General features: G+C 32.0%; 17 protein-coding genes. 13 read left to right on the top strand and 4 right to left on the bottom strand.

What is annotated here, in order from left to right; genetic code table 11:
* Positions 1 to 143 precede the first annotated feature (143 nt).
* The 6 genes from ACFWM3_RS16620 to ACFWM3_RS16595 all read left to right on the top strand — a co-directional run bounded on the left by ACFWM3_RS16620 (position 144) and on the right by ACFWM3_RS16595 (position 8,932).
* Complete coding sequence (locus tag ACFWM3_RS16620) at positions 144 to 704, top strand: GNAT family N-acetyltransferase (protein ID WP_390312155.1); 561 nt, start codon at positions 144 to 146, stop codon at positions 702 to 704.
* A 308-nt stretch (positions 705 to 1,012) separates the two neighbouring features.
* Positions 1,013 to 1,303, top strand: a complete 291-nt coding sequence (locus ACFWM3_RS16615) for an SAV0927 family protein (RefSeq protein WP_056465735.1) — start codon at positions 1,013 to 1,015, stop codon at positions 1,301 to 1,303.
* Between the two features lie 591 nt (positions 1,304 to 1,894).
* Positions 1,895 to 2,461 (top strand): hypothetical protein, encoded by a 567-nt coding sequence (locus ACFWM3_RS16610; protein ID WP_390312154.1) that lies wholly within the window; start codon positions 1,895 to 1,897, stop codon positions 2,459 to 2,461.
* Between the two features lie 1,078 nt (positions 2,462 to 3,539).
* On the top strand, positions 3,540 to 7,484 hold the full coding sequence (locus ACFWM3_RS16605; RefSeq protein WP_390312153.1) for a S8 family serine peptidase: 3,945 nt from the start codon (positions 3,540 to 3,542) through the stop codon (positions 7,482 to 7,484).
* A gap of 246 nt (positions 7,485 to 7,730) precedes the next feature.
* A complete protein-coding gene (locus tag ACFWM3_RS16600) occupies positions 7,731 to 8,753 on the top strand; it encodes a TIR domain-containing protein (protein ID WP_390312152.1) in 1,023 nt (340 codons plus the stop codon).
* The gene (locus ACFWM3_RS16595) at positions 8,750 to 8,932 is read left to right on the top strand and encodes a hypothetical protein (protein ID WP_056465726.1); all 183 of its coding nucleotides are present in this window, start codon (positions 8,750 to 8,752) and stop codon (positions 8,930 to 8,932) included. Before ACFWM3_RS16600 ends, ACFWM3_RS16595 begins: the two co-directional genes overlap by 4 nt.
* A gap of 283 nt (positions 8,933 to 9,215) precedes the next feature.
* Here the strand turns inward: ACFWM3_RS16595 and ACFWM3_RS16590 are convergent, their stop codons facing one another.
* The gene (locus tag ACFWM3_RS16590; RefSeq protein ID WP_390312151.1) at positions 9,216 to 10,055 is read right to left on the bottom strand and encodes a helix-turn-helix transcriptional regulator; all 840 of its coding nucleotides are present in this window, start codon (positions 10,053 to 10,055) and stop codon (positions 9,216 to 9,218) included.
* Positions 10,056 to 10,163: 108 nt separating this feature from the next.
* Between ACFWM3_RS16590 and fabF the strand changes: the two genes are divergently transcribed.
* Positions 10,164 to 11,396: a beta-ketoacyl-ACP synthase II gene (gene fabF, locus ACFWM3_RS16585; protein WP_056465722.1), complete on the top strand. Its 1,233-nt coding sequence runs from the start codon at positions 10,164 to 10,166 to the stop codon at positions 11,394 to 11,396.
* A gap of 118 nt (positions 11,397 to 11,514) precedes the next feature.
* On the opposite strand, the gene ACFWM3_RS16580 is transcribed toward fabF, so the two are convergent.
* Positions 11,515 to 12,300 carry a TMEM164 family acyltransferase gene (locus ACFWM3_RS16580; RefSeq protein WP_390312149.1) on the bottom strand — a complete coding sequence of 262 codons (786 nt, stop codon included), beginning with the start codon at positions 12,298 to 12,300 and terminating at the stop codon, positions 11,515 to 11,517.
* A 687-nt stretch (positions 12,301 to 12,987) separates the two neighbouring features.
* Between ACFWM3_RS16580 and ACFWM3_RS16575 the strand changes: the two genes are divergently transcribed.
* The 4 genes from ACFWM3_RS16575 (at position 12,988) to ACFWM3_RS16560 (ending at position 17,809) form a co-directional block, all read left to right on the top strand.
* Entirely contained in the window at positions 12,988 to 13,386 is a 399-nt protein-coding gene (locus tag ACFWM3_RS16575; RefSeq protein WP_390312148.1) for a DoxX family protein, read from the top strand.
* A 108-nt stretch (positions 13,387 to 13,494) separates the two neighbouring features.
* Positions 13,495 to 14,148, top strand: a complete 654-nt coding sequence (wrbA, locus tag ACFWM3_RS16570; RefSeq protein WP_390312147.1) for an NAD(P)H:quinone oxidoreductase — start codon at positions 13,495 to 13,497, stop codon at positions 14,146 to 14,148.
* Between the two features lie 267 nt (positions 14,149 to 14,415).
* Positions 14,416 to 15,792, top strand: coding sequence for a class II fumarate hydratase (gene fumC, locus ACFWM3_RS16565; RefSeq protein ID WP_390312146.1), 1,377 nt, complete (start codon positions 14,416 to 14,418; stop codon positions 15,790 to 15,792).
* Between the two features lie 661 nt (positions 15,793 to 16,453).
* Positions 16,454 to 17,809, top strand: coding sequence for a L,D-transpeptidase family protein (locus ACFWM3_RS16560; protein WP_390312145.1), 1,356 nt, complete (start codon positions 16,454 to 16,456; stop codon positions 17,807 to 17,809).
* Between the two features lie 88 nt (positions 17,810 to 17,897).
* Here ACFWM3_RS16560 and ACFWM3_RS16555 read toward each other — a convergent pair whose 3' ends face one another.
* The gene (locus ACFWM3_RS16555; protein WP_390312144.1) at positions 17,898 to 18,779 is read right to left on the bottom strand and encodes an alpha/beta hydrolase; all 882 of its coding nucleotides are present in this window, start codon (positions 18,777 to 18,779) and stop codon (positions 17,898 to 17,900) included.
* Positions 18,780 to 18,812: 33 nt separating this feature from the next.
* Entirely contained in the window at positions 18,813 to 20,531 is a 1,719-nt protein-coding gene (locus tag ACFWM3_RS16550; protein ID WP_056465708.1) for a PucR family transcriptional regulator, read from the bottom strand.
* Positions 20,532 to 20,892: 361 nt separating this feature from the next.
* Here ACFWM3_RS16550 and ACFWM3_RS16545 point away from each other — a divergent pair, with 361 nt between their 5' ends.
* Both ACFWM3_RS16545 and fdrA read left to right on the top strand, forming a co-directional pair.
* Complete coding sequence (locus ACFWM3_RS16545) at positions 20,893 to 21,774, top strand: oxamate carbamoyltransferase subunit AllH family protein (RefSeq protein ID WP_056465706.1); 882 nt, start codon at positions 20,893 to 20,895, stop codon at positions 21,772 to 21,774.
* Positions 21,771 to 23,315, top strand: a complete 1,545-nt coding sequence (gene fdrA, locus ACFWM3_RS16540) for an acyl-CoA synthetase FdrA (protein ID WP_056465704.1) — start codon at positions 21,771 to 21,773, stop codon at positions 23,313 to 23,315. The genes ACFWM3_RS16545 and fdrA overlap by 4 nt, the downstream gene beginning before the upstream one ends.

Raw genomic sequence — 23,315 nt, 5'->3', positions numbered from 1 at the left:
ATTAATGTTTAAGAAATAACATTTTTATAAATTTTATGGTAAAATTTAATTATTAAAAATTTTCATAATTAAATCTTCCCTTTATAACAAGAGTAGATGGATTACTAACAGTAGATATAGAATAGTTTATTGGAGGGGTTTTTTTGAAAGAAATTATCGTACGCCCATATATATTTGAGGATGCAGAGGCTAAGTTACAATTACATGTGGAAAATAAAGAACATTTTGAAAAATGGTCTCCTACGTTAAGGAAAGAGGACTTTTACACTGTTGAAGGACAAATGAATAGTATAAAAGAGTATATGGAAAAAAGTGCAGAAGATAGTAGATATGATTTTGCGATCTTTGTTAAAGAAGACGATAATTTAACTTTAATAGGAGAAGTACAGTTCATTTTTGTTACACGAGGACCTAAACAAAGTTGTATGGTTGGTTACCAAATTGGAGAAAAATTTAATGGCCATGGATATATGACGAAAGCTTTGAAAATTGCTTTAAAAATTGCATTTGATGATTTGAAATTCCATCGAGTGACTTCAGAAGTTAATCCTGAAAATTTAGGGTCTTTACGCGTCCTTGAGAAAGTTGGATTTGTGAAGGAAGGATACTATCGAAAAAACTTAAAGATTAGAGATCAGTGGTATGATCATGTTTGTTTGGCAATTTTAGAAGAAGAATTTGCAGAGAAGGTTGCACAAAGTTAATTTGTTAAATTAATATTTTGTTTAATTTAAGATAGACAGTTTACTGTTTATCTTTTTTTTGAAAAATAATTCTATAATAAAGATCAATTTTACTCTGGTTTGAAAATAATTTAGAAGCATTTATGACATAATTTTTACTTTGTCATAAATTTTTTCAATAAAAATAAAGGAAAATTGGCAAATTTTATCTAATTAATTAAGAAAGAGAGTTTTTATTCTCTTTTCTTTTAAAAAATCGATGCAGTAGATCGATTTAATTGTAAGATGCTCAAAGTAAAAACTATAGTGAAAAAAAAGGAGTGGTAGGGATGAATTTCTACATTATATCGGAAGAGAAAGAAAACCAAAACATTCATTATTACTGTATCGCTGCAGGTAGCCATCGCTACGACTTTGCTGTTATCTTTTCGGAAAAGTTTCTAGGGAAAGCAATGGTTGTCTCTATTCAAAGTGGAAGAATGGTATTACTTTGCAGAGAAGATATTGACCATCCAGAACACTGGGACCAAAAGCTTGGAATTGCAGCTGAAGACATTAAAGAAATTGAATCGTTTTTTCATTCCATCTTGGACCAAAAAATTTTTAGTGATCAATATTAAAAAGCGAGAGTCTCCATTTTTGGGAGACTCTTTTTAATTTGTATTAAGAAGTGAATTTTTTTAGAAGTACATGTTCGGTTTCATAACTAAAAAAAGATAGTAGCTATTTTGCTAACTGGTTCTCTTTACGGAGACAAAATATAGAAATCGCATTTAAAATCGCAGACCATTTCACAGTATCGAAATGGTCTATTTTTATTGATATTACGCTTTTTGTTTAATTAATTCAGTATAAATGGTTCATCAAATAGCACTAAAATGACAATGTACAATAGTTATTGTACATTGTGTAATTAAAGCGATTTTTATAGTTAAAATTGATGCTAAAAAACGCATTATTTATCCTTAAAATAATGCGTTTTATAGAACCAATTTATTGTGCAATCCTTCCTTAGAACTTTAACTTATTACAACTTTTGTTTGACTTATAATACAGAATATAAGCAAAAGCCAACACCAACCCATCGTTTAGGTATAGCGAATAAAATATTTACAAATGAGGATATTTTATATTTAAGATGATTTTTTCTGAAAAAAGGAAATTTTTTATGATAAAATAAGCGTGAATGGTATTAAATGGGGGGATGGAATATGAAATTGTTTATTAAACTTTTAAGTACAACATTGCTACTTGTTCTCTTAACTGCTTGCTCATCTAAGCCATCTTTAGACCTTGTAAGTAAAAAAATTGACATTGTTAATGATAAAAAATATGTTGGCTCAACCATTTTAACAGAGGGTGATAAAAAGGGACAAGAGCTTATTCCAACAGCTTTACTCTACGAATTTAAAATTAAAAATAATGGAAATCGACAAATCGGAGGTACAGCAGATACGACTTTAAAGGTAAAGTTTGTTCCTAGCAAAAAATTAGCTACTATTTCCAAAGATATAATAGGATTTAATATATTTAATCCTTCGTCGTATGATGAAACGGGCTTAGGTTATGGTGTTCAGTTTGATGGGGGAATTAAATCTAATAAGATTGGAAAATACATTCTTACATTTGACTTAGGTGTAACCGAGGAAACTACTGAAATTCCTGTGAGAGTTCCGTCAACAAACAAACTAGAAAAACTAAAAGAAAATGCTTTAGATGGTTCTTTAATCGTAACATCAGGCGGAAAAGAAATTGCTAATTTTAAATTAAAAAAATAGTAGCCGAAAATTTATACTATTTTTTTGTAGATAGGTAAATAAAAAAACAAAGCATTGGTGCGAATACCAATGCTTTTTATTGTGTTAAATTATGCTATTTTATTTACTTTTTTTATCTTTTGTCCCCCAGAAGAGAACCGGTTACTATCTTGTTACCTATTTTTTTATTTTAGAACAAAGAATTTAAAAAAACATTTCGACACATTATTTTAGCTGCTTCACAAAATATCATTTAATTTAGTAATTTCCCCAAATATAAGTAATAATCAAAACAAAAAACTAGGTGTTTTCAATAAAAAATAGATATATTCCCTCAAATTATCTAGTAATTCTATTTAAATATTGTTTAAATGACAATATTTTTAATCGAAATGCCCATTTTTTATGTTCTTTGAACCCTGCATTATTCCCCCAATTTACTCTAAATTCTGGTGTATGTAAAATTTTAATTATATTTAGTTACTTAGAAGATTGGTTAGTTAAATATTACTAATCTTATTGTAGTAGTGAAATAAATATAAAATTTAGAATGACAAAGCATTCTAAAAATCGTGGCGAAAGGAATAGGAGGTGAGTTTGAAATTTTTATATAAGTTTTCAATCGATCGAAAAAGGGGAATGAGAATGATGAAAACAAATTATAAAAAAGTTCTAAGGTGAAAAATGTTCAGGAAAATTTTTCTATTTATCTATAAAAATAATTTATTATATGTTAATTTTATTTTAAATAACTTACAATTAATAAGAGTTTGTTACAATTATATCTCTTATTCTATTAATAATGAGTAAAAACGCTTGCTACGTTAATTAATTAACAGGTAATTAGACCTTGAAAATTCCCAAAAACATCAATTATCAAATTCAAAAGTTCTATTTTTGATTAAACAAAAAGGTATTATTAAGTGATTACTAGAAAATAATTCCAAGGGAAAGGAGGGGGTTGATCGTTTTGATTTGGAACTAATGTAACTACATTTAAAATTAAATCCATCATTTAAACGAATGGATTAATATTTAATAGTTACAGATTTGTGTATAGTTTATTTTCTTTGAATCTATTAAATAAAGGGGCTCAACTATGAAGAAAAAAAATTATTTAGCTTTACCTGTATCAACAATTCTTTTATTTTCAAGTATTTATTCTGGAACAGTTCAAGCTGCTTCAGTAACAGGAGCTAATAGTACAGTTACTAATCAGGTAACCTCTGGTAAAAACCTTAGAAAAAGCCAAATGAAGGAAGTACCAAAAGTAAGTGGTAAGGTACTCCCTAAGAAGGCAGAATCTAAAATTGAAACAAAATTAAGAGATAAATTAAAAAAATCGTCAGTAAATAAACATAATGAACAACCAGGTGAATTAATTGTTAAATATAAAAAGAAAGTGACTTCAAGTGAAATCACTTCACTTCAGAAAAAATATTCTTTAAAGTCTTCAAAGAAATTAAAGAATTTAAACGCTGAAGTAGTACATATTCCAACTGGTGAAAGCACTAGTGATTACATAACTAAACTAAAAAAGGATCCAAACGTTGAATCTGTACAACCGAACTACAAATATTATGCTTCTGACTTTAAAGATACGGTTAACTATTTTGAAGAAGGTAAATTATGGGGACTGGATAATCACGAACAGACGATTAATGGCAGCAAAGGAATAAAGGATATTGATGTAAACGCACCTGAAAGCTGGAAACAATATGGTTCTAAGTTACCGGAAGTATTAGTAGGTGTAATTGATACGGGCGTGGATATTAACCACCCAGATTTAAAAGGAAAAATTTGGACAAACACAAAGGAAATTCCTGGTAATGGTATTGATGATGACCATAACGGTTATGTTGATGATGTAAATGGCTGGGATTTTTATCACGACGATAATTCTGTTTATGATGCACTTGATGGTGATGAACATGGTACACATGTTTCAGGTACAATTGCTGCAGAATTAACAAAAGATAATAAAGGAATCGTTGGTGTAGCTCCAAACGTAAAAATAGTACCATTAAAGTTCATTGGTCCTGATGGTGGAACAACGGCAGATGCTATTGATGCGATCGAATATGCTAAGAATATGGGAGTTAAAATCACAAATAACAGCTGGGGTGGCGGAGAATACGATCCATTACTTGAAGAAGCAATTGAAAATTCCAATAGCTTATTTGTAGCTGCTGCAGGTAATGATGGAATGGATAATGATGAAGAGGGAGCTTATCCTGCAAGCTATGAAAGTTCTAATATCTTATCTGTAGCTGCTGTTGATAACAAAGGTAACTTAGCACCTTTCTCAAATTATGGTGCGGAATCTGTTGATGTTGCTGCTCCTGGAGTTGACATTTTAAGCTCAGTTCCTAAATACCCAATCGATGAAATTATAGCAAAATTGAATATTAAAGGTGGAGCTGGAGCATCGGCACAAATTTCTGGAGATAATTACAAGGCAATATTTGATGGAATAGGCTACGAAAAAATAGGGTCCGAAGAAACTACAGACTCAGAAAGACAAGCTGCTTTTGACAAAGCTTTAAGTTATTTAGATATAACGGATAAAAAGAAAATTTTACTTGTTCAAGATGATGAACATGATCTTGCTCAATTATTCAACGAACCAGAACTTTCAAAGATATTTAAAGACTATTCACCAATATATAATGAACTGTTGCCTAACGTGGATAAAGTAACAATAAGTTCTGAATCCTCTCTTTCAGATTACAAGAGCAGTACCGAGTTATCTTCCTACGAAGCTGTAGTTTGGTATACTGGTAACGGGCTTGGAATAATATCTGATGAAGGTACAACTTTAACTAAATCTGATACAGACATGTTAAAAAATTATCTTTCAAATGGTGGTAAATTATTATTATCAGGTGTTAACGCCTTATCAGGACAAGAAAAATCACCATTTGTTAAGGATACTTTAGGTTTAAATGTATACCCAGATATGGGTCCAAGTTTGAATGTAAAAGGATTATCTGGTGGAATCTATAAAAATACTAATTTAAATGTAAATAGGTATGATTTTCCATACTATTTCGCTGATTTTCTTCAATCTAATAATTCAAAGGCAGTCATAAATTCAGAATATGTTTCTGATTATTCACAAGCATATGATTATTATAGTGGAACATCTATGGCAACTCCACATACTACGGGTGCTGCTGCTATTTTATTAGGTTTAAATCCGAACATGTCACCAGAGATGCTTAAACTATATACTAGTGCAAAAGGAAAGAAGCTAGAAAACCTAAAAGGACTTGTAGGTACTGGAAATATTATTAGAGCATCGGATCTTGATAAATTTGATGACAATGATACACCAGGTGTTCAATTAGATAAATTTGTTAAAGATGGCAGATTAGAAGAAAAAACACCTAATAACGCTGGTGATAAAGACGATGTTTATGCATTGTCATTAAAAGAAGGACAAGGAATCACATTCTCATTAAATGGTGAAGCAGGAACCGATTTTGATTTGTATGTTTACAATGAATCCACAACTAGCGTAAATAATAAAAATGGAATGGTTGCATACTCAGAGAACGTCAATTCATCAAATGAAAAGATAAACTTTATAGCTCCTAGAACTGGCATTTATTTTCTAAATGTCCACGATTACAAAGGTACAGGAAACTATAAACTTTACACTGGTAATTTCGATGGATCGTATGAAGATGATTCTAGCTTTGTGACTTTAGATGGAGATTGGATGCCAAAAATGAATCCACAATTCTCAGAAGAAATGGCAGGGGTACTTAATTCTAAAGGAGAAGTTAGGTTTTCTTTTGTCGGGTCTAGCATTGAATGGCAAGGTTTTAAAGATCCTTCCCAAGGAATTGCCGATGTATATATAGACGGCAATAAGTTTGCATCAAAATCGCTTTATGATAGCACCTTCAAATCGAAGCAAAGTTTATTGAAGTATGAATTTAATACTTTTGGCAATCACTCTATAAGAATAGTGTGGACTGGAAAAAGTGATCCAGCGGCAAGAAAATCAGCTACTGGGATCAATTTGGATAAATTTGTTGTAAAAGAAAATCCTATTACATTGAAAACATCTTTTGACACTAAAATGAAATATCCTGTTATTTCATGGACAGCTAAGAGCTGGGCTGACTCATATAATATTTACCGCAAAGAGTCTACGGAAAAAAACTATACAAAAATAAATAACACCAAGACAGCACCTTATATGGATAAGACTGCAAAACCAGGCAGAAAATACGACTATGTCGTAACTATTAATACAAATAATAAAGAAACACCTTTTTCATCACCAATTTCGTACGTTTACGATGATGATATTAATGGAAGACAATTTATAACAGGTACTGCAAAAGGAAGTCTTAATACTGCCGCAAACGACTTTAAAGATGTTTGGGCTAAAAACTTAGTCGCGGGCAAAACATATGAAATTACGTTAACAGGCCCTACTAATGCAAACTTTGATCTTTCATTATACAACATTGGAACATCAACTATTTATGGTACGAAAGAATTGAAAAAGTCTGCTAGTAGCACGTCTACTGAAAAAATTGTCTTTAAACCAACAAAAACTGGAATGTACTATATCGTTCCTTCTGCTATAACAGGCTCTGGCCAATATAGTATAAATATTTCAGTGCAAACAACGAAATCAGTAGAAAACAATGATTCTAATGTAAAATACTCTGGAACTTGGAGTAAGTTAAATTATAAGAGCGCTTCTGGCGGCTCTATTAATCAAACAAAAGGATCTACTGGATCGCTTCAATACAATTTTAGTGGTACAGGTATTACTGTATTCGCTTTAAAAGATAAGAATATGGGTAAAGCTGATATTTATATTGATGGTAAAAAAATAAAGCAAATTGACCTTTACTCTTCTAGCCGTAAATATAAAGTAAATGTTTTTAATCTACAAAATCTAGCAAATAAAGCTCACACAATTAAAATCGTTGCTACTGGTACAAAATCTAAAGCTGCAACAAACAAGTTAATAAATGTAGATTCATTTAAATTAACTCAGTTTTCTTTAGTTAAATAATAATCTTTAGCAAAACAAAAATCCTGATTGCTCTTTTGAGTATATCGGGATTTTTTTTGAACTTAGATTTGTTTAATTATCATTACTAAGGGAAAAAAGGCAACAAATTTTGTGAAATATTTTGAATAATATAGACGTTTTATCTATTAATTTGGTAAAATTAAACAAAAATAAGTTGGTCATTTCGTTGGCCAACCTATTTATTATGTAATAATTAGTGATTGAAAAGTGGAGGATCTAGTATTTATGGTGAGGAAACCAAGAGTGTTTATTGGTTCTTCAGCTGAAGCTATTCAGTATGTTGAAGCCGTGTTTGAAGGACTAAAAAGAGATACGGAAGTCACAATGTGGATGAATGCTTTTGAAGAACTAGAGTACACAATGGATGATTTAGAAAAGCAACTAGATACAAATGACTTTGCAGTATTCATATTTACTCCAGACGATATTATGGAAATTCGAAATGAGAAATATTTAGCAACAAGAGATAATACAATGTTTGAGATGGGACTTTTTTGGGGGCGTTTAAAAAGAGGACGGGTTTTTTACATTATGCCAAACGATACTAAAGGCATAGTACATAAAAACTCTATAGAACCGCTAAACTATCATTTGCTTTCGGATTTAACCGGTCTTAATTCATTAAAATATGATATACGTGATGATAAGGATATAGTTCAAGAAGTGGCTGGAGCTTGTATTAAAATAAAGAGAAAGATTAGAGAAAAAGGCATATTTCCTGATCTTCAAAATAAAATTGATGATTTAATCGTACAAAAAAAAGAAAGTGAAGTTGTTGCTAAATTTAGTACACTTCTAACATTAGAACTTTTAAAATCAGACCGAAATAAAGTTGCGATCTTCTTATCAGATAATTTGAAAAGGGCGCATAGTGTACCCGAAGGTTATGAAATTGCTGATGTAGGTGTTTGGAAAGTAGAAGGGTCTGACGGTTTAAAACATGTTGCTGGTAAAAAATCCAGAATCGATTTTTATCATTTTGATGTCAATGAAGATATTGTTGATGATCGAATCTTTGTGATCGATAGTTATCTAAATAGCGAAATTATTTTTATTAAAAAAAGTGAATTTTACAATACATACTTAATATGCTATCCTATTGAAAATAGTATGGTACTAACTGTCACTTTTTCAAGTGAAGAGTATGAAGCAATCGATCTAACTGAAGATGAAAAAGACTTCCTATTAGGAAGAAATAAAAGATTAATGAAAACAATAAACGAACTTTTTGGAGGTGTTTCTGTATGACTAGGTATATAAACTTAAATGATGCTAAAAAGGAATCCAAAAAAGATTTCTATCCAAAAGTTGAAAAAGGTATTGGCCAAAAAGGACTTGCTGATTTTAATGGTAAAACTGAAAGAGCAATTGTTGTTCTTCGTCGTAAAGCAGAATACGGAACTCCAGATCAAATGAATGCATATTAAAGCAAAAGGGTGACTAAAATTAGTTACCCTTTTTTTTGTTTTTATATGATCTTAATTACTATTTTTTTAAAACTGATTTGTAGTGACAAGGCAAATGATGAAATAAAGTGACTCATAAGGCCTTTATAAGTAAGTAAAAAGGTAAAAAGTTTAAAAGTAGTAACTCATAAGAGCTTCATGAGTAAGTAAAAAGACAAAAATATGAAATAAAGTGACTCATAAGGCCTTCATGAGTAAGTAAAAAAGACATTGGAAATCTCCAAAACTCTTGTACATTAAAAATCTACTCATTACCCATCAGTTTTCTTAATTTAGATTCTGTATTTGTATCTTCAACAGGAGTATAAACACTACATCTTAAATCAATGTTTCCTTGGACTTGTAAGGATGTTAAGTTAAAAAGCATTTTTCCTGCTTTTGCGTGTCGAAACTCAATTAATACATCTGGCGCCGAACTAACTTCGCTCTCATTCCAGAGTTCATGGAATTCTGGGAAATTTTGTTCCATCTCATTAATAAAGGAAGTGTACCATTGATCCCCTACATATTGTCCGTAATAAGTGCGGAAAATTGCTAAAAAGCCTTTCACAAAATGCTCCCAATTCACTGCTAAACTTTTAAATTCTTTTCTGGAGAAGAGCAATTGAATAAGATTTCGTTCCTCTTTTGGAATTTGTTCGAAGTCTAAAAATACGTGAGCAGCTGCCGGATTCCAACCAACTATATGGCACCTTCGATCTGAAATTATGATCGGACAGTTCCGAAGTTCATTTAATATTTTAGTCAAAGCTGGACTAATGACTGTATCTTCTTCATTTGAAAATGAGCGTTTTTCAGCTTCTGGTAATGCAAGTGCATATAAATAATTTCGTTCATCTTTATTTAATTGTAATGCATCTGAAATGGCGTCTAATACGGAATTAGATACCGTTATATCTCTTCCTTGTTCTAGCCATGTATACCATGTGGTACTTACTCCTGCTAACCCGGCAACCTCTTCTCTACGAAGACCAGGGGTTCTTCTGCGAGTACCAACTGGTAATCCTACCATTTGCGGATTTATTTTTGAACGCTGAGTTTTTAGAAATTCTGACAGTGCTTCAAGTCGTGTTTCTCGATTCATTTCATACACTCCTTTCTGAACGTAGTATAAATTATACTAGGATAAACTACAACTTGTAATAGGATAAATACACGTTAAAATAAAGAAAAAACGATTGGAGAACTTATGATGAGAAGAATTGTTATTACAGGAATGGGAGTTATCTCTCCTCTAGGAAATGATGTAGATACAGTTTGGAATAACTTAATTAACGGAAAATCAGGTATCACTACGATTGATACGATTGATGTATCAAATATTAAAACGAAAGTAGCAGGTATTGTCCGTGACTTTGATGCCGAAGAAAGATGGGGAAGAAAGGAAGCAAGAAAATTAGATCGTTTTTGTCAATTTGCCTTAGCAGCCGCTGAACAAGCTTTGGAAAGTTCACAATTACAATTAGAAAAAATGGACCTTGAACGTTTAGGAGTATATGTAGGATCCGGAATTGGTGGGATTAATACCTTTATCGAAAATGTAAATTTATTAAATGAGAGAGGACCAGGGAGAGTTAGTCCAAGTTTAGTACCGATGATGATATCAAACGCGGCAGCAGCTCAAATAAGTATAAGATTAGGTGCACTTGGTCCATCTTTATCACCAGTAACTGCATGTTCTATAGGAAATTCATCAATTGGAGAAGCATTCAATACAATTCGTAACGGAGAAGCAGATGTTATTTTTGCGGGTGGTACAGAAGCTGCTATAACTCAATTATCTTTAGCTAGTTTTGGAAACGCTAAGGCATTATCAACTAATACAGAACCTGCTTCATCAAGTCGACCTTTTGATGCCAATAGAGATGGATTTGTAATGAGTGAAGGTGCGGGGGTTTTAGTGTTAGAATCATTGGAACACGCAGTAAATAGAAATGCTCCAATCTTATGTGAGGTAATTGGTTATGGAGCAAGTTCAGATGCATATCATATGGTTGCAACTCACCCAGAAGGTCGAGGAGCGTTTTTAGCGATGAGAAATGCTTTAAATAGAGCGGAAATAGCATTACAAGATGTGGATGTCATTAGTGCACATGCAACAAGTACCCCACTCGGTGATCATTCTGAAACGCTGGCAATAAAAAAACTGTTTGGCGAACATGCTTATAATATTCCAGTTACAGCAAACAAATCAATGCTAGGACATATGCTTGGCGCAGCAGGAGGAGTAGAGGCGATAGCTTTAGTAAAAAGTCTTCAAGAAGGGATTATTCCTCCTACAATCAACTTAACCAAGCCAGATCCTGTTTGTGATTTAGACTATGTATCAAAAGGGCCAAGGAAAAAAGAATTAAACATTGGTATTTCAAACTCATTCGGCTTCGGTGGTCATAATTCTGCCATTGTATTGAAAAAGTACGTTTAAGTTAAATTGTAGTTTCTATTTATCAACAGTCTAAAAGCCTCTTATAAGTAAGAGGCTTTATATTAGTGAAAAAATACAACAAAAATTTTTGCTTTTTAAATAGACCATAATTCTATGCCTACTTCATATAAAGCTGCTCATTAAGATTCTTCATTTTACTGTTTTTTAATAAATTCAAAAATAGATAGTTTAAATAAAAGAAAAAAACAACAAAAAGCCCAACTAGAAGTAGGAGCAATAAATACACTAGATTATAGTGAAGTCCGAAAGTTGTTGTTTCTTTACCTAGATTGTAAAAATATTCTAATGGTGTTCCTTTTTCTGGAGCCATTGTGTAAAAGTAATTAGATGTAAAAGGCTCCATCCATTTCATAAACAAATTATTTACAAAGATTGATAAAATGTACAATGCAATGATGAGCGTCATTGTTTTTCGCAAAATTTTTAAATTAATTACAACCATATTATTGAAGAACGCCCACAAAACAATTCCTACGATTAGCATATGCCCCCAAAGATACGCCATTCCTTGCCATGTAAGGAGAGTATGATAGTTTGAAAGACCGTTAGCAAATATTATGCTTACTAAAGCAGCGGGAAAGTTGAAACAAAATGCAATTGAAAATAGCAATTCACTTTCAAATAAAAAAGCAAAAAATAAAATAAAATTAGCGAAATGACAAATTTGTAATGGGATTTCTTCAGGTGAGATCTGATTCATTTTGTGATAAATTTCTATATTCCGACCAACTAAAAGAGCGATCCCAATAAAAGAGAACCCCATCCCAATCAAACGTAACGTCTGATGGTTACAGCGCCTAAATAGAAAATAAAACAAAGTGACAAATAGAAATGGACTTGCCATAAATAAAAAATGGAATGGACTCCACATTTGAAAGGTCATTGAACTATACTATCCTTCATGTAGTAAAATACACTTGTTTTCAACGCGATTTACCCCCATTACTTCTAATTGTAATTCGTCCGGCAAAAAACGTATCATTAAGCGATCAAACTAAAAACATCAAGTAATCAACACCTATTAATGATTTATTCAAAAAAATTTTAGAAAGAACCTAGAATGATCACTCTAAACTTGTACAAAAATAGTTATTTATAGAAAAGGGGAGAACAAAGCGATTTCCTTAATATGTATCAGTTCATTGTATTAAGAAATGAAATAAGAAAACTAAAAATAGGTAAACTTGAGTTCATTTCATAAAATAAATAATTTTATATAGTTCAAATTAGATTAATCATATTGACAATCAAGTTTATACGTATTATTATTATCTCAGATTCAAGATATTTTAATTCGAAACAAATTTCAGGAGGTGCACATAAATAATAAAGACAAAGAGGTTTATTATAAGTAATTACTGTTCTTAAAGTCAATTGTGTAATACATGTGACATTAACAGTTTAAGGGATTTTATTGAATATAGGATGAGTCTACTCAAAAATTTTTTGATTCATTTATTCTGATGAGCTAAAGATAGTGCAACTTAAAAAAGTAAGTAATAATGTGTTTAAGCTATCATTTTTTTAATATAATATCTCGAATTAGAGATAAAAATAGGAGGATTTTAATATGATAAATATTGGTTTATTAATTATTCGTTTAGTAATCGGTTTACTTTTTGTGGGTCATGGTGCTCAAAAATTATTTGGTTGGTTCGGTGGTCATGGTTTAAAAGGTACAGGAGGATGGTTTGAATCAATTGGCATGAAACCGGGGGTAGTTGTTGCACTTTTCGCAGGTTTAGCAGAATTAATTGGTGGATTATTGTTGGCTTTAGGATTATTAACTCCACTTGCAGGAATCATGATTGCTGGAACAATGGTGATGGCAATTATTAAAGTTCATGGGCCAAATGGTTTATGGGTAACAGCTAACGGATATGAATACAACTTAACATTGCTATCAGTTGCGATTGGTATAGCTTTAATCGGTCCTGGTAAATATGCTTTAGATGCATTTTTATTCTAATTTAACTCAGTAGCAACATTGATTTTACAAAAATAAATCAAATTAATTATATTTTATTTAAAAATGAATCTAGATTATAAAAAAGAGTAATAATAGGTGGTGTACTAAATGGGATTTTTATCCAAATTATTTGGTAAGGAGACGGAAAAGATGACAAATGTAAAATTAGCAGTGATTTATTATAGTATGGGTGGAACAAATTATCAGCTTTCAAAATGGGCTGAAGATGGAGCGAAAGAACTTGGAGCAGAAGTAAAGGTGCTTAAAGTACCGGAACTTGCCCCACAATCAGTGATCGAAGGTAATCCGGTTTGGAAAGGACATTTAGAAGCTACAAAGGAAGTTCCGGAAGTTACTTTAGCAGATTTAGAATGGGCAGATGCAATTATTTTTAGTGTACCTACACGATTCGGTGGTATGCCAGCACAAATGAAACAGTTTTTAGACACAACTGGTGGTCTATGGTTTAATGGAAAACTTGTAAATAAAGTGGTTAGTGCAATGACTTCTGCTCAAAATCCTCATGGAGGCCAAGAAGCAACAATTCTATCGATTTATACAACTATGTATCATTGGGGTGCAATTGTAGCTACTCCTGGATATACAGATCCAGTAACATTTGGAGCAGGTGGAAATCCATATGGAACTAGTGTTACTGTTGGTCAAGATGGAAAAATGATTGAGGATGTAGAAGCCGCTGTAAAACATCAGTCAAAACGTACAGTTACAATAGCTGAAATGGTAAAAAAAGTAAATCAATAATTATGAGTAAGCTAATCGAGATTTTTTCGATTAGCTTTTACTTATATTTTAAAATACATAATTTATATAGTTAATTAAAGTTTTAAATTCACTAAAATTTAAAAGGTAAATTTCTAAATTGAAGTCAACTTTACATCTTAATACTTTCGAATAATAGTAAAAATCATTCGATTCTTACATAACATTACTGTAACCATTGTCAAAATGATTACTTGGAATCCATCTTTTTACATATGATTTACTGATTATAAACTAGGAGGTAAAAAATTGGATTATCGAATTGAAAAAGATTCAATTGGTGAAATAAAAGTACCCGTAAATAAACTATGGGGAGCTCAAACGCAGCGAAGTTTTGAGAATTTTAAAATTGGTACTGAAAAAATGCCTATTCAATTAATTTATGCTTTAGCTCTAATTAAAAAGAGTGCAGCAATTACAAATAAAAAACTAGGAAAATTGGATAGTGAAAAAGCAGATGCAATCATTGGTGCCGCAGATGACATATTAAAAGGTAAGCTTGACAATCATTTTCCACTTGTTGTTTGGCAAACGGGAAGTGGTACACAAACAAATATGAATGTTAATGAAGTGATCGCTCACCGTGGGAACGAGCTTTTAGCAGAAAAAGGAAACAATAAAAATATTCATCCAAATGATGATGTTAATATGTCTCAAAGTTCGAATGATACCTTCCCTACAGCAATGCATATTTCAAGTGCACTTGCAGTAAATGAACAGTTGCTTCCTGCATTAAAAAACTTACAAATTACATTTAATGAAAAGATGAATAAATTTAAACAGATTATTAAAATAGGCCGAACACATTTGCAAGATGCAACACCAATAACTCTAGGTCAAGAAATAAGTGGTTGGTATCGTATGCTTGAAAAAAGTGAAAAAATGATCGTAGATAGTTTGAAATTTATTGCAGAGTTAGCTATTGGTGGGACTGCTGTTGGTACAGGAATCAATGCTCATCCGGATTTTGGAAAGATGATGGCTGAGGAAATTAGTTCGCTAACTGGAATTCATTTTATTTCTGCTGAAAATAAATTCCAAGCATTAACTAGTCATGATGAGATCGTTTATACTCATGGTGCTTTAAAAGCATTGGCGGCAGATTTAATGAAAATTGCGAATGATGTCCGCTGGATGGCAAGCGGTCCTAGAAGTGGTATAGGTGAAATAACTATTCCATCAAACGAACCTGGAAGTTCAATTATGCCAGGAAAAGTAAATCCAACCCAATCTGAAGCGCTAACAATGGTTGTAACTCAAATTATGGGAAATGATGTGACAATAAGCTTTGCTGCTAGTCAAGGAAACTTTGAATTGAATGTGTTCAAACCAGTCATTATTTATAATTTTCTACAGTCAGTTAAATTACTTTCAGACGTAATCAGTTCATTTGACGATCATTGTGCAAAAGGCATAGAAGCAAATATAGAAGTGATTGAACAAAATCTAAATCGATCACTTATGCTCGTAACTGCATTAAATCCTCATATTGGTTATGAAAAAGCAGCAACAATAGCGAAGTTAGCATATAACGAAAATTTGACACTTAAAGAAGCTGCATTAAAAACCGGTTATTTATCGGAAGAAGAATTCGATCGAATGATAAAACCAGAAAATATGATTTAGTCAGAGATTGATCATTATATAGAATCAAAAAACCTGATGCCCACTAAAGAGGCAACAGGTTTTTTATCATTCCTCACATTCTTTATGTGGGAACAGATAAAAGAAGTAAATTAATATTAAAAAAATTATCACAAATTCACATTAAGTTCACATCAATAGATTATAATCACTTTATCCTTAAATATTAATTAAACAGAAAGAAGGCGGATTAATTGAAGCCCATTAAAACAATTTCAGCAGATGAGATGCAAAAATTTGAAGATAAACTTAAAAAACACAATTGGATTTTAATGTTAATAACAGTAATCACGATCCCATTTATAGTAAGTAACTTGTAAAAAAAAGAAAAGACTTAATAATGTTTCTTTTTTACATATGCCCCCCAAAAAAGAATACGTCAATAAAAAAGCCAAGAATCTTTTCTGGGCTTTTTTATTTTTAATTTTCTTTTAAGCCAAATGCGAAATGTTTACAACTTTGAAACAACCGATGACAAAAATTGATACATTTAAAAACTATGATACATATATAAGTTTTCAGCAGTGTGATACATGAAAATATAAATTGCTGAAATTTTACGTTTCTACACTTAACAAAAGTGAATTTTGGAATCTTAAAATGCTTTTAGTTAAGTAATTTAATATAAATAAGGAGAGAGCTAATGCCTAACAAAATTATATGGATGCTTCTGGGAATGTTATTAATTCTCATCCTCATACAGAAAGCGAATGCCACTACATTTAAGCTTAATTTTAACAATAATGAGTTCTCTAATTATATAGATCATGTGAACTTAAGCACGACAAAGTCTACATATGGTCAGACAATTGAGATTGGTTTAACAACGAAAAAAAGAGGTGAAAAAGTTTCATTATCATTTTTAAATGGTACAAATCGAAAAGATATTTCTTTAATAAAAACATCTAAGAACTCTTTTTCTGGAAAAATGAAGATTACAAGTTCATTTATAAGAGGGGAATATAAACTTGATTCAATTAGATTTGATCATCAAAATCTAGTAATACCTGATAAAAAAATCAGTTTCACAATTTTAGATTTACCGACACCAACTATTGATCAAGTAACAAATCAATCAACAACTATAAAGGGGTTATTTCTTTCGAATAGTCAGGTTGAAATATATGAAGATTCTAGATTAATTAATACCGTGATAACAAATGATAAAGGTGAATTTAATGATGCTATTAAACCATTGAAAGAATTTACTAAAATAAGCATCATTGGGGTTAGTGAAGGAATAAAAAGTAAACCAATTACTGTAATTGTAAAAGATTCGATTGCACCATCCATTACTTCTCTTTCTACTATAACTGATCAATCACAGAATGTAACAGGAAGATCTGAGCCTTTCGCAACTGTTAAAGTATATATGAATGAAAATCTAATCGGTAATAATACAGTTAGCTCAACTGGAAAGTTCACTGTTAAAATTAGTAAACAAAAAGCAAATTCAATTCTCAAGGTAATCGTTTTGGATCAAAGTAACAATCAGAGTAAACCATTTACTTTGCGCGTATCACATTATATTACACCAGAGGTAAGTACGATTAAAAATAATCCATCGTTATCAACTGGCCAATTGATTATTATCAATTCAAAGACGAATAAACTAACTTTCTATCGTAATGGTAACCTTGTAAAAACCTTTACTGTTGCAACAGGTAAGTCATCAACACCTACACCTACTGGGAAATTTGTAATCTCAAACAAAGTGAAAAACCGCCCATGGTACAAGGGAAATATCCCTGGAGGCGATCCTAGGAATCCACTTGGTAACCGCTGGCTAGGATTAAGCGTTGGTGCTGCATATGGTATTCACGGAAACAATAAAGAAACTTCAATTGGACAATCAGTAAGTTCAGGCTGTGTTCGAATGCATAATAGTGAAATCCAATGGCTTTTTGAACAAGTTAACGTAGGGACAACAGTCATTATTGCAAATTCTCCAATTTCGAATGGGAAAATTGCCCGTTCTTATGGAATTTCAATCGCATGAGTAAAGAAAAGAGGTGCCTCATAGTCGAATTTTTTGACAATGAGACATCCTTTTTACGTTTTAATGCCCGAAAGTAAACTTAGGACTCTTATTGAGCTTTTTCTAGTAAAGTCAGTTTGAGAAATTCAATCATCTGTTTTAATGCATCTTGAACGATTGGGAGATGGAAATCTTTTTCAAATACGTGTTCTCCGTTTGGAATAGTAATGAGCTTTGTTTTCACTCCATTTTTTAAAAGGGCACCTCTCATGAATACAGATTGTTCGTACGGAACATCTTTATCATTCGTGCCGTGTAAAAAAAAAGTAGGTGGGTAATCTTTTGTGATGTGATTAATGGGACAAAAATTAAGAAGTTGATTTCTATTTGTATTTAGATCAACCGCTGTTAATTTTTGAACCCAAACTCCTTGTTGTCTTGCATGTAAATAGATTAAAAAGCGCTTTTCAATCGAACCTTCTGAGATGACCCTATTAGATTGAAGCATTGCAGCAATGTCATTCGGAACTAAATCATATTGCAAATAATGAGAGCTTGGATTTGTCGCCCAACTAGCACTAATATCTCCATACCCATAGAAAGAAACGATTGCACGCGGCTTAAGTTTAAATGTTCCAGTGCAAAGGGCAAGAAAACCACCAGCAGAACCTCCTATTACAGCGATTTTTTTTGGATCGATCGAAAAATGATTTGGTCCTTCAGTTACAATCCAAAGCAGTGCATCTTGAATATCTTCAAGTATGTCTGGTAGTTTAGATTCCGGTGCAAGCCTATAATCGATCGAAAACACCGAAAACCCGTTGCTTGTGTATAGCTGTATCATTTCATTTGCAATGTCTTCTCTTGTTCCCCAAATAAGGCCGCCTCCATGGATATAAATAACCACAGGAGCGTTTTCACGATTCGTTTCATAAAAGTCTGCCTTAAGTGAAAATTGATCATTTTTTTTGTAAATAACTGTTTTTTTCATACGTTCACGTCCAACTAAAAGTTTTAAAATAAATTATATGTCATTGTTAATATGTGGAAGATTTTTTTGTAAAAGTTGATAAATTTTTAAAGCTAACTGTATTTGAAGCAAATCATCTGGATTCTTTAAATCTGTATTTAAGATTTCCTTGATTTTTTCAATTCTGTAAATAAGAGTGTTTCTATGCAAAAACATTGCCTTTGCTGTTTCACTTAAATTTTGGTTGTGATTGAAATAGTTTTCTAGTGTTTGAATATAACCAGTTTCGTGAAGATTATCATGTTCTAGTACCTTTCCCAGTGATTTCATAAAAAAATTTTCTAACTGCAAATCTTTTATATTTGAATCTAGAAAGTGATAAACAGCATAATCCTCAAAATGGGATATTCCTTCATTTTTATCAAATTTTTGCATTAGTCTAATGGCTTCATGAGCTTCGGAAAAACTTTTGTGAAGTGAACTAATCGTCTTAAACTGGCGACCTATTCCAATTAAAAAAGTCGTTTTGTTAATGTTTTTATGAAGGACTTCCAGAATAGAATTAGCATATAATTTTGCTTCATTTAAGGAAATAGAAGGTTTGTATTCGCTTTGTCCAATCAAAATAATGATTCGGTTATTTCGATGAAAGCATGTAATTTCTCCATTTGTAAGACTCGAATTCTCATAAACAAGATCCACACATTTTCTTGCTGTATTTTCTAGTTTATATCTTCTGTCAACCATGTCTTCAATTTTTGTGAGTTCATCAGATTCTATATTAATTACCATACAGTAATACATATAGTTTGGATTTAGTCCATGTAAGTCGCTAAGAGTTTTAATCGATTCTTTTGATGTTATTTTTCCATTTAATAAATCATCAAAGAAATCATTTCTAATTTTTTGTTTCACACCTTCTATTTCTCTTTGCTTGATCATCTCAAGCGCTATAATCGTAGATGCCTGCTCTAAAGCAATATAGTCAAATTCTGTTAATTCATGTACAGTTTGCCAAACAACGATATATCCAAAAATATCATTAGCAACCCCAATAGGCAGGATTCTACATTTAATTTCTAAATCCTCTAGATAATAGATCCGTTTTATTAGCTTTTTCATTTGACTAATACTATGCGGAATTGAATCGATAAACTCTTTATGGAACACTTGGCGATCTTTTACGAGATTAAGACAATAGTCTAAATAGATCGGATTATCTTTGTGTTCTGAGGAGTGAATCAAATCCCAATTTTCGTCTACAATCAGAATTGGATTGTTTACAGTTTCAGACAATGTAGAAGCAATTCTGTTAATTCCTCCACCTTCTAACGCAATACTAAAGAGTGTATTATGCATGTCTAACGTTTTTCGATTCAACAAATCATATCTACCTGATGCTTTTTCATTAATAATCGATATTACATTTGATAATGTATATTCGAATGGTAGCTCTAAAAGAGGTAAACCATACTTATTTGCTTGATCAATCATATTTTGGGGAATTTGATCAAAGTATCGTTTCATTTTAATAATGAGCCCAGAACAGTTTATTTCTGATAACTCTTTAATAATTTTATTTTGAAGTTCTTCCTGATCTTTAAATATATAACCAGTTGATAGAAGTAATTCATTCGACGACAACCAGTCAAACGCATCAGGGTTTTCCATAATATTAACGAGAGAAATAACGTTATTAATGCCCTTTTCTCCTCCAACAATTTTAATTCCAGCAAGTGCTTTTATCTCTAATAGATTTTTTATTGTCAACATCTTTTTTCAACTCCTTCGACAAAATTTACTCACATATATTTGTGCAATATGCCTAAATGACATCCTTGTTTTTTGGTTTTTCTAAACGATGACGATATGAGGTTTGCATACTAAAATAATCACGTAAGGTTAGCTAATCGTCAATTATTTTGTAGAAAATCTTTGTTTTTTTTTCTAAAAAGCAAAGAAGTTTAATAATCAAATTACTACAAATTGACTAAAAGATGTTTTTTTTCTAGCTTATTTTGTAACAATTTAGCGAATTTTATCATATGCAAGCCGCTTATGGATTTTACAAGAAATGAAGAGTGGTGTACAGGTTTGAAAATAAGATTTCTTCCAGAATGATGGGGTGACTTCAATGATATTTACAGCAAAATCTGGCGATGTCGATTTTATCCAAAAAATTAAAAATTCAAATATGAGTGGTTTTGTTCACAGTTTATTTAAACGGACATTCAATTTTCATTGCATAGAAGATGGTGAATTGTACACCGTCGCATGCAACGAAATTGATAACGGGCCAAATACACTAGTTATTGATGTCGAATGTTTTGACAAGCTGGATTTAGAAATAAACGACACTGTTTATGTAGAAAATCAAATTCTACACATCGCTAATAAATTATCGATCCACATTGTGAATGTTGAACAATGGGAGAGCATCCTTCCGTTATTACCAGATAATATCGAAGGTTTGAAAGGTAATTTCGAATTCATGAAGAATTTCATCGACCACCATGGTAAAAGCGGCGGAATAAAAGAAGCATCTATTTTTCAGACTTCTTTTGAAAAGCAAATGTCGAAACTGCTTCAAGAAAGAACGGGTTTGCTAATGAATGATTTAGTAAACAACCAGACGACTAGTACCTTACAGCATGCCGTTTCACTAATTGGCCTCGGTCCTGGCTTAACTCCATCTGGTGATGATTTTCTAGTTGGATTATTAACCATTTTTAATACGAGCCCTTGCTTTTCACATAAAGCATTTTGTGAAGAAGTGGTTAAAAAAGCGAAAAGCTTAACAAATGAAATAAGTTATATGGCTATTAAAAAAGCATCAATCGGTAAAGTGAGAGAGTCTATTATTCTTTTAATTCATTCCTTACTAAACGGAACAGAAAGAGATTTGATTCTCGCATTAACTAAAGTATTAAATATCGGGTCTTCATCCGGAACAGATATAGCCTTAGGACTTATCTGTGGGTTAGAAGCAAAAATGAAAGTTGGAGGTAGAGTATGACTGTACAAGTTGTGGTAAAGCCAAATACATTTTTTGATTCAGTATCTTTAATGTCTTTATCAACGAAAGCGAACCAAATAGAAGGTATTGACCAAGCGATCATTGCGATGGGTACTGAAATGAATAAAGGAGTAATTAAAAATGTAGGTCTGAATACTCCTGAAGTTGAAGAAGCAAAAAACAGTGATTTGATCATTGTTGTAAAAGCTGAAACTGACGAATTGTGTGAAAACGCTTTCGTGGAAATTGAAGAATTATTAACGAAAAAAAATACATCAAAATCGAAAAGCGAGATCATTTATTCAACGATTACTTCTGCTGCAACAAGTATTCCCGAAGCAAATCTAGCAGTGATTTCTGTTAATGGTGCATTTGCTGCTAGAGAAGCAAGAAAAGCACTTGAAAATGATCTACATGTCATGCTATTTAGCGATAATGTAAGCGTTGAAGAAGAAATCGAATTGAAAAAGCTTGCTCATGAAAAAGGTTTATTAATGATGGGTCCTGATTGTGGAACAGCGATTATTAGTAATGTGGGATTAGCATTCTCTAATGCTGTAAGAAAAGGAAATATCGGAATCGTCGGTGCATCTGGAACTGGTAGTCAAGAGGTTAGTGTTCGAATCCATGATTTCGGTGGTGGAATTACCCAGTTAATTGGAACTGGTGGTCGTGATTTAAGCGAAGAAGTTGGCGGAATTATGATGTTAGATGCGATTAAAGCGTTAGACGAAGATGAGTCTACTAAAGTAATCGTACTAGTTTCTAAGCCACCAGCACCAAGTGTAGAAGAGAAAGTGTTAGCCCAAATTAAGCAATGCAAAAAGCCAGTTGTCGTTTGGTTCATTGGTGGAGATGAAGAAAAAGTAGTTCAAGCTGGAGGACATTTTGCGAAAATGTCTAAAGAAGCAGCGCTTAAGGCAGTACTTTTAGCTGGAGCTGATGAAAGCAGTTTGAACAAACGTGCTTTAAATATTCCTCTAATTGAAGAGGTTCGTGCAAAATTAACGCCAGAACAAAAATATATTCGTGGATTATTTTGTGGCGGTACATTATGTGACGAAGCGATGTATGCAGCGATTGATAAATTTGACAATGTATATAGCAATATCCAAAAAAATCCTGATTACCTTTTAAAAGACATTAATGTTAGTCAGGAACATACTTTTATTGACTTAGGTGATGATGATTTTACACAAGGAAAACCTCATCCAATGATTGATCCGTCCACTCGTATCGCTAGATTTTTACAAGAAGCGAAGGATCCATCAGTTGGTGTTATCGTAATGGACTTTGTTTTAGGCTATGGTTCTCACGAGGATCCAGTTGGCGTAATGCTTCCTGCAATAATCGAAGCGAAGGACTTAGCTGAAAAAGAAGGTAGACACTTAGAGATTATTGGATACGTACTTGGAACAGATTTAGACCCTCAAAACTTCGATGAACAAGTGAACAAGTTATTAGCTGCAGGGGTTACACACGCTAGTAGCAGTACTAACGCTGGGTTGTTAGCAAGAGAATTCGTAGTGAAAGGAGAATAG

This window comes from Gottfriedia sp. NPDC058432 (genome assembly GCF_042721555.1).
Taxonomy (GTDB): Bacteria; Bacillota; Bacilli; order Bacillales; family Bacillaceae_G; genus Gottfriedia.
Note: the sequence above shows the minus strand (reverse complement) of the source record. Positions and strands in the feature narration are given on the sequence as shown.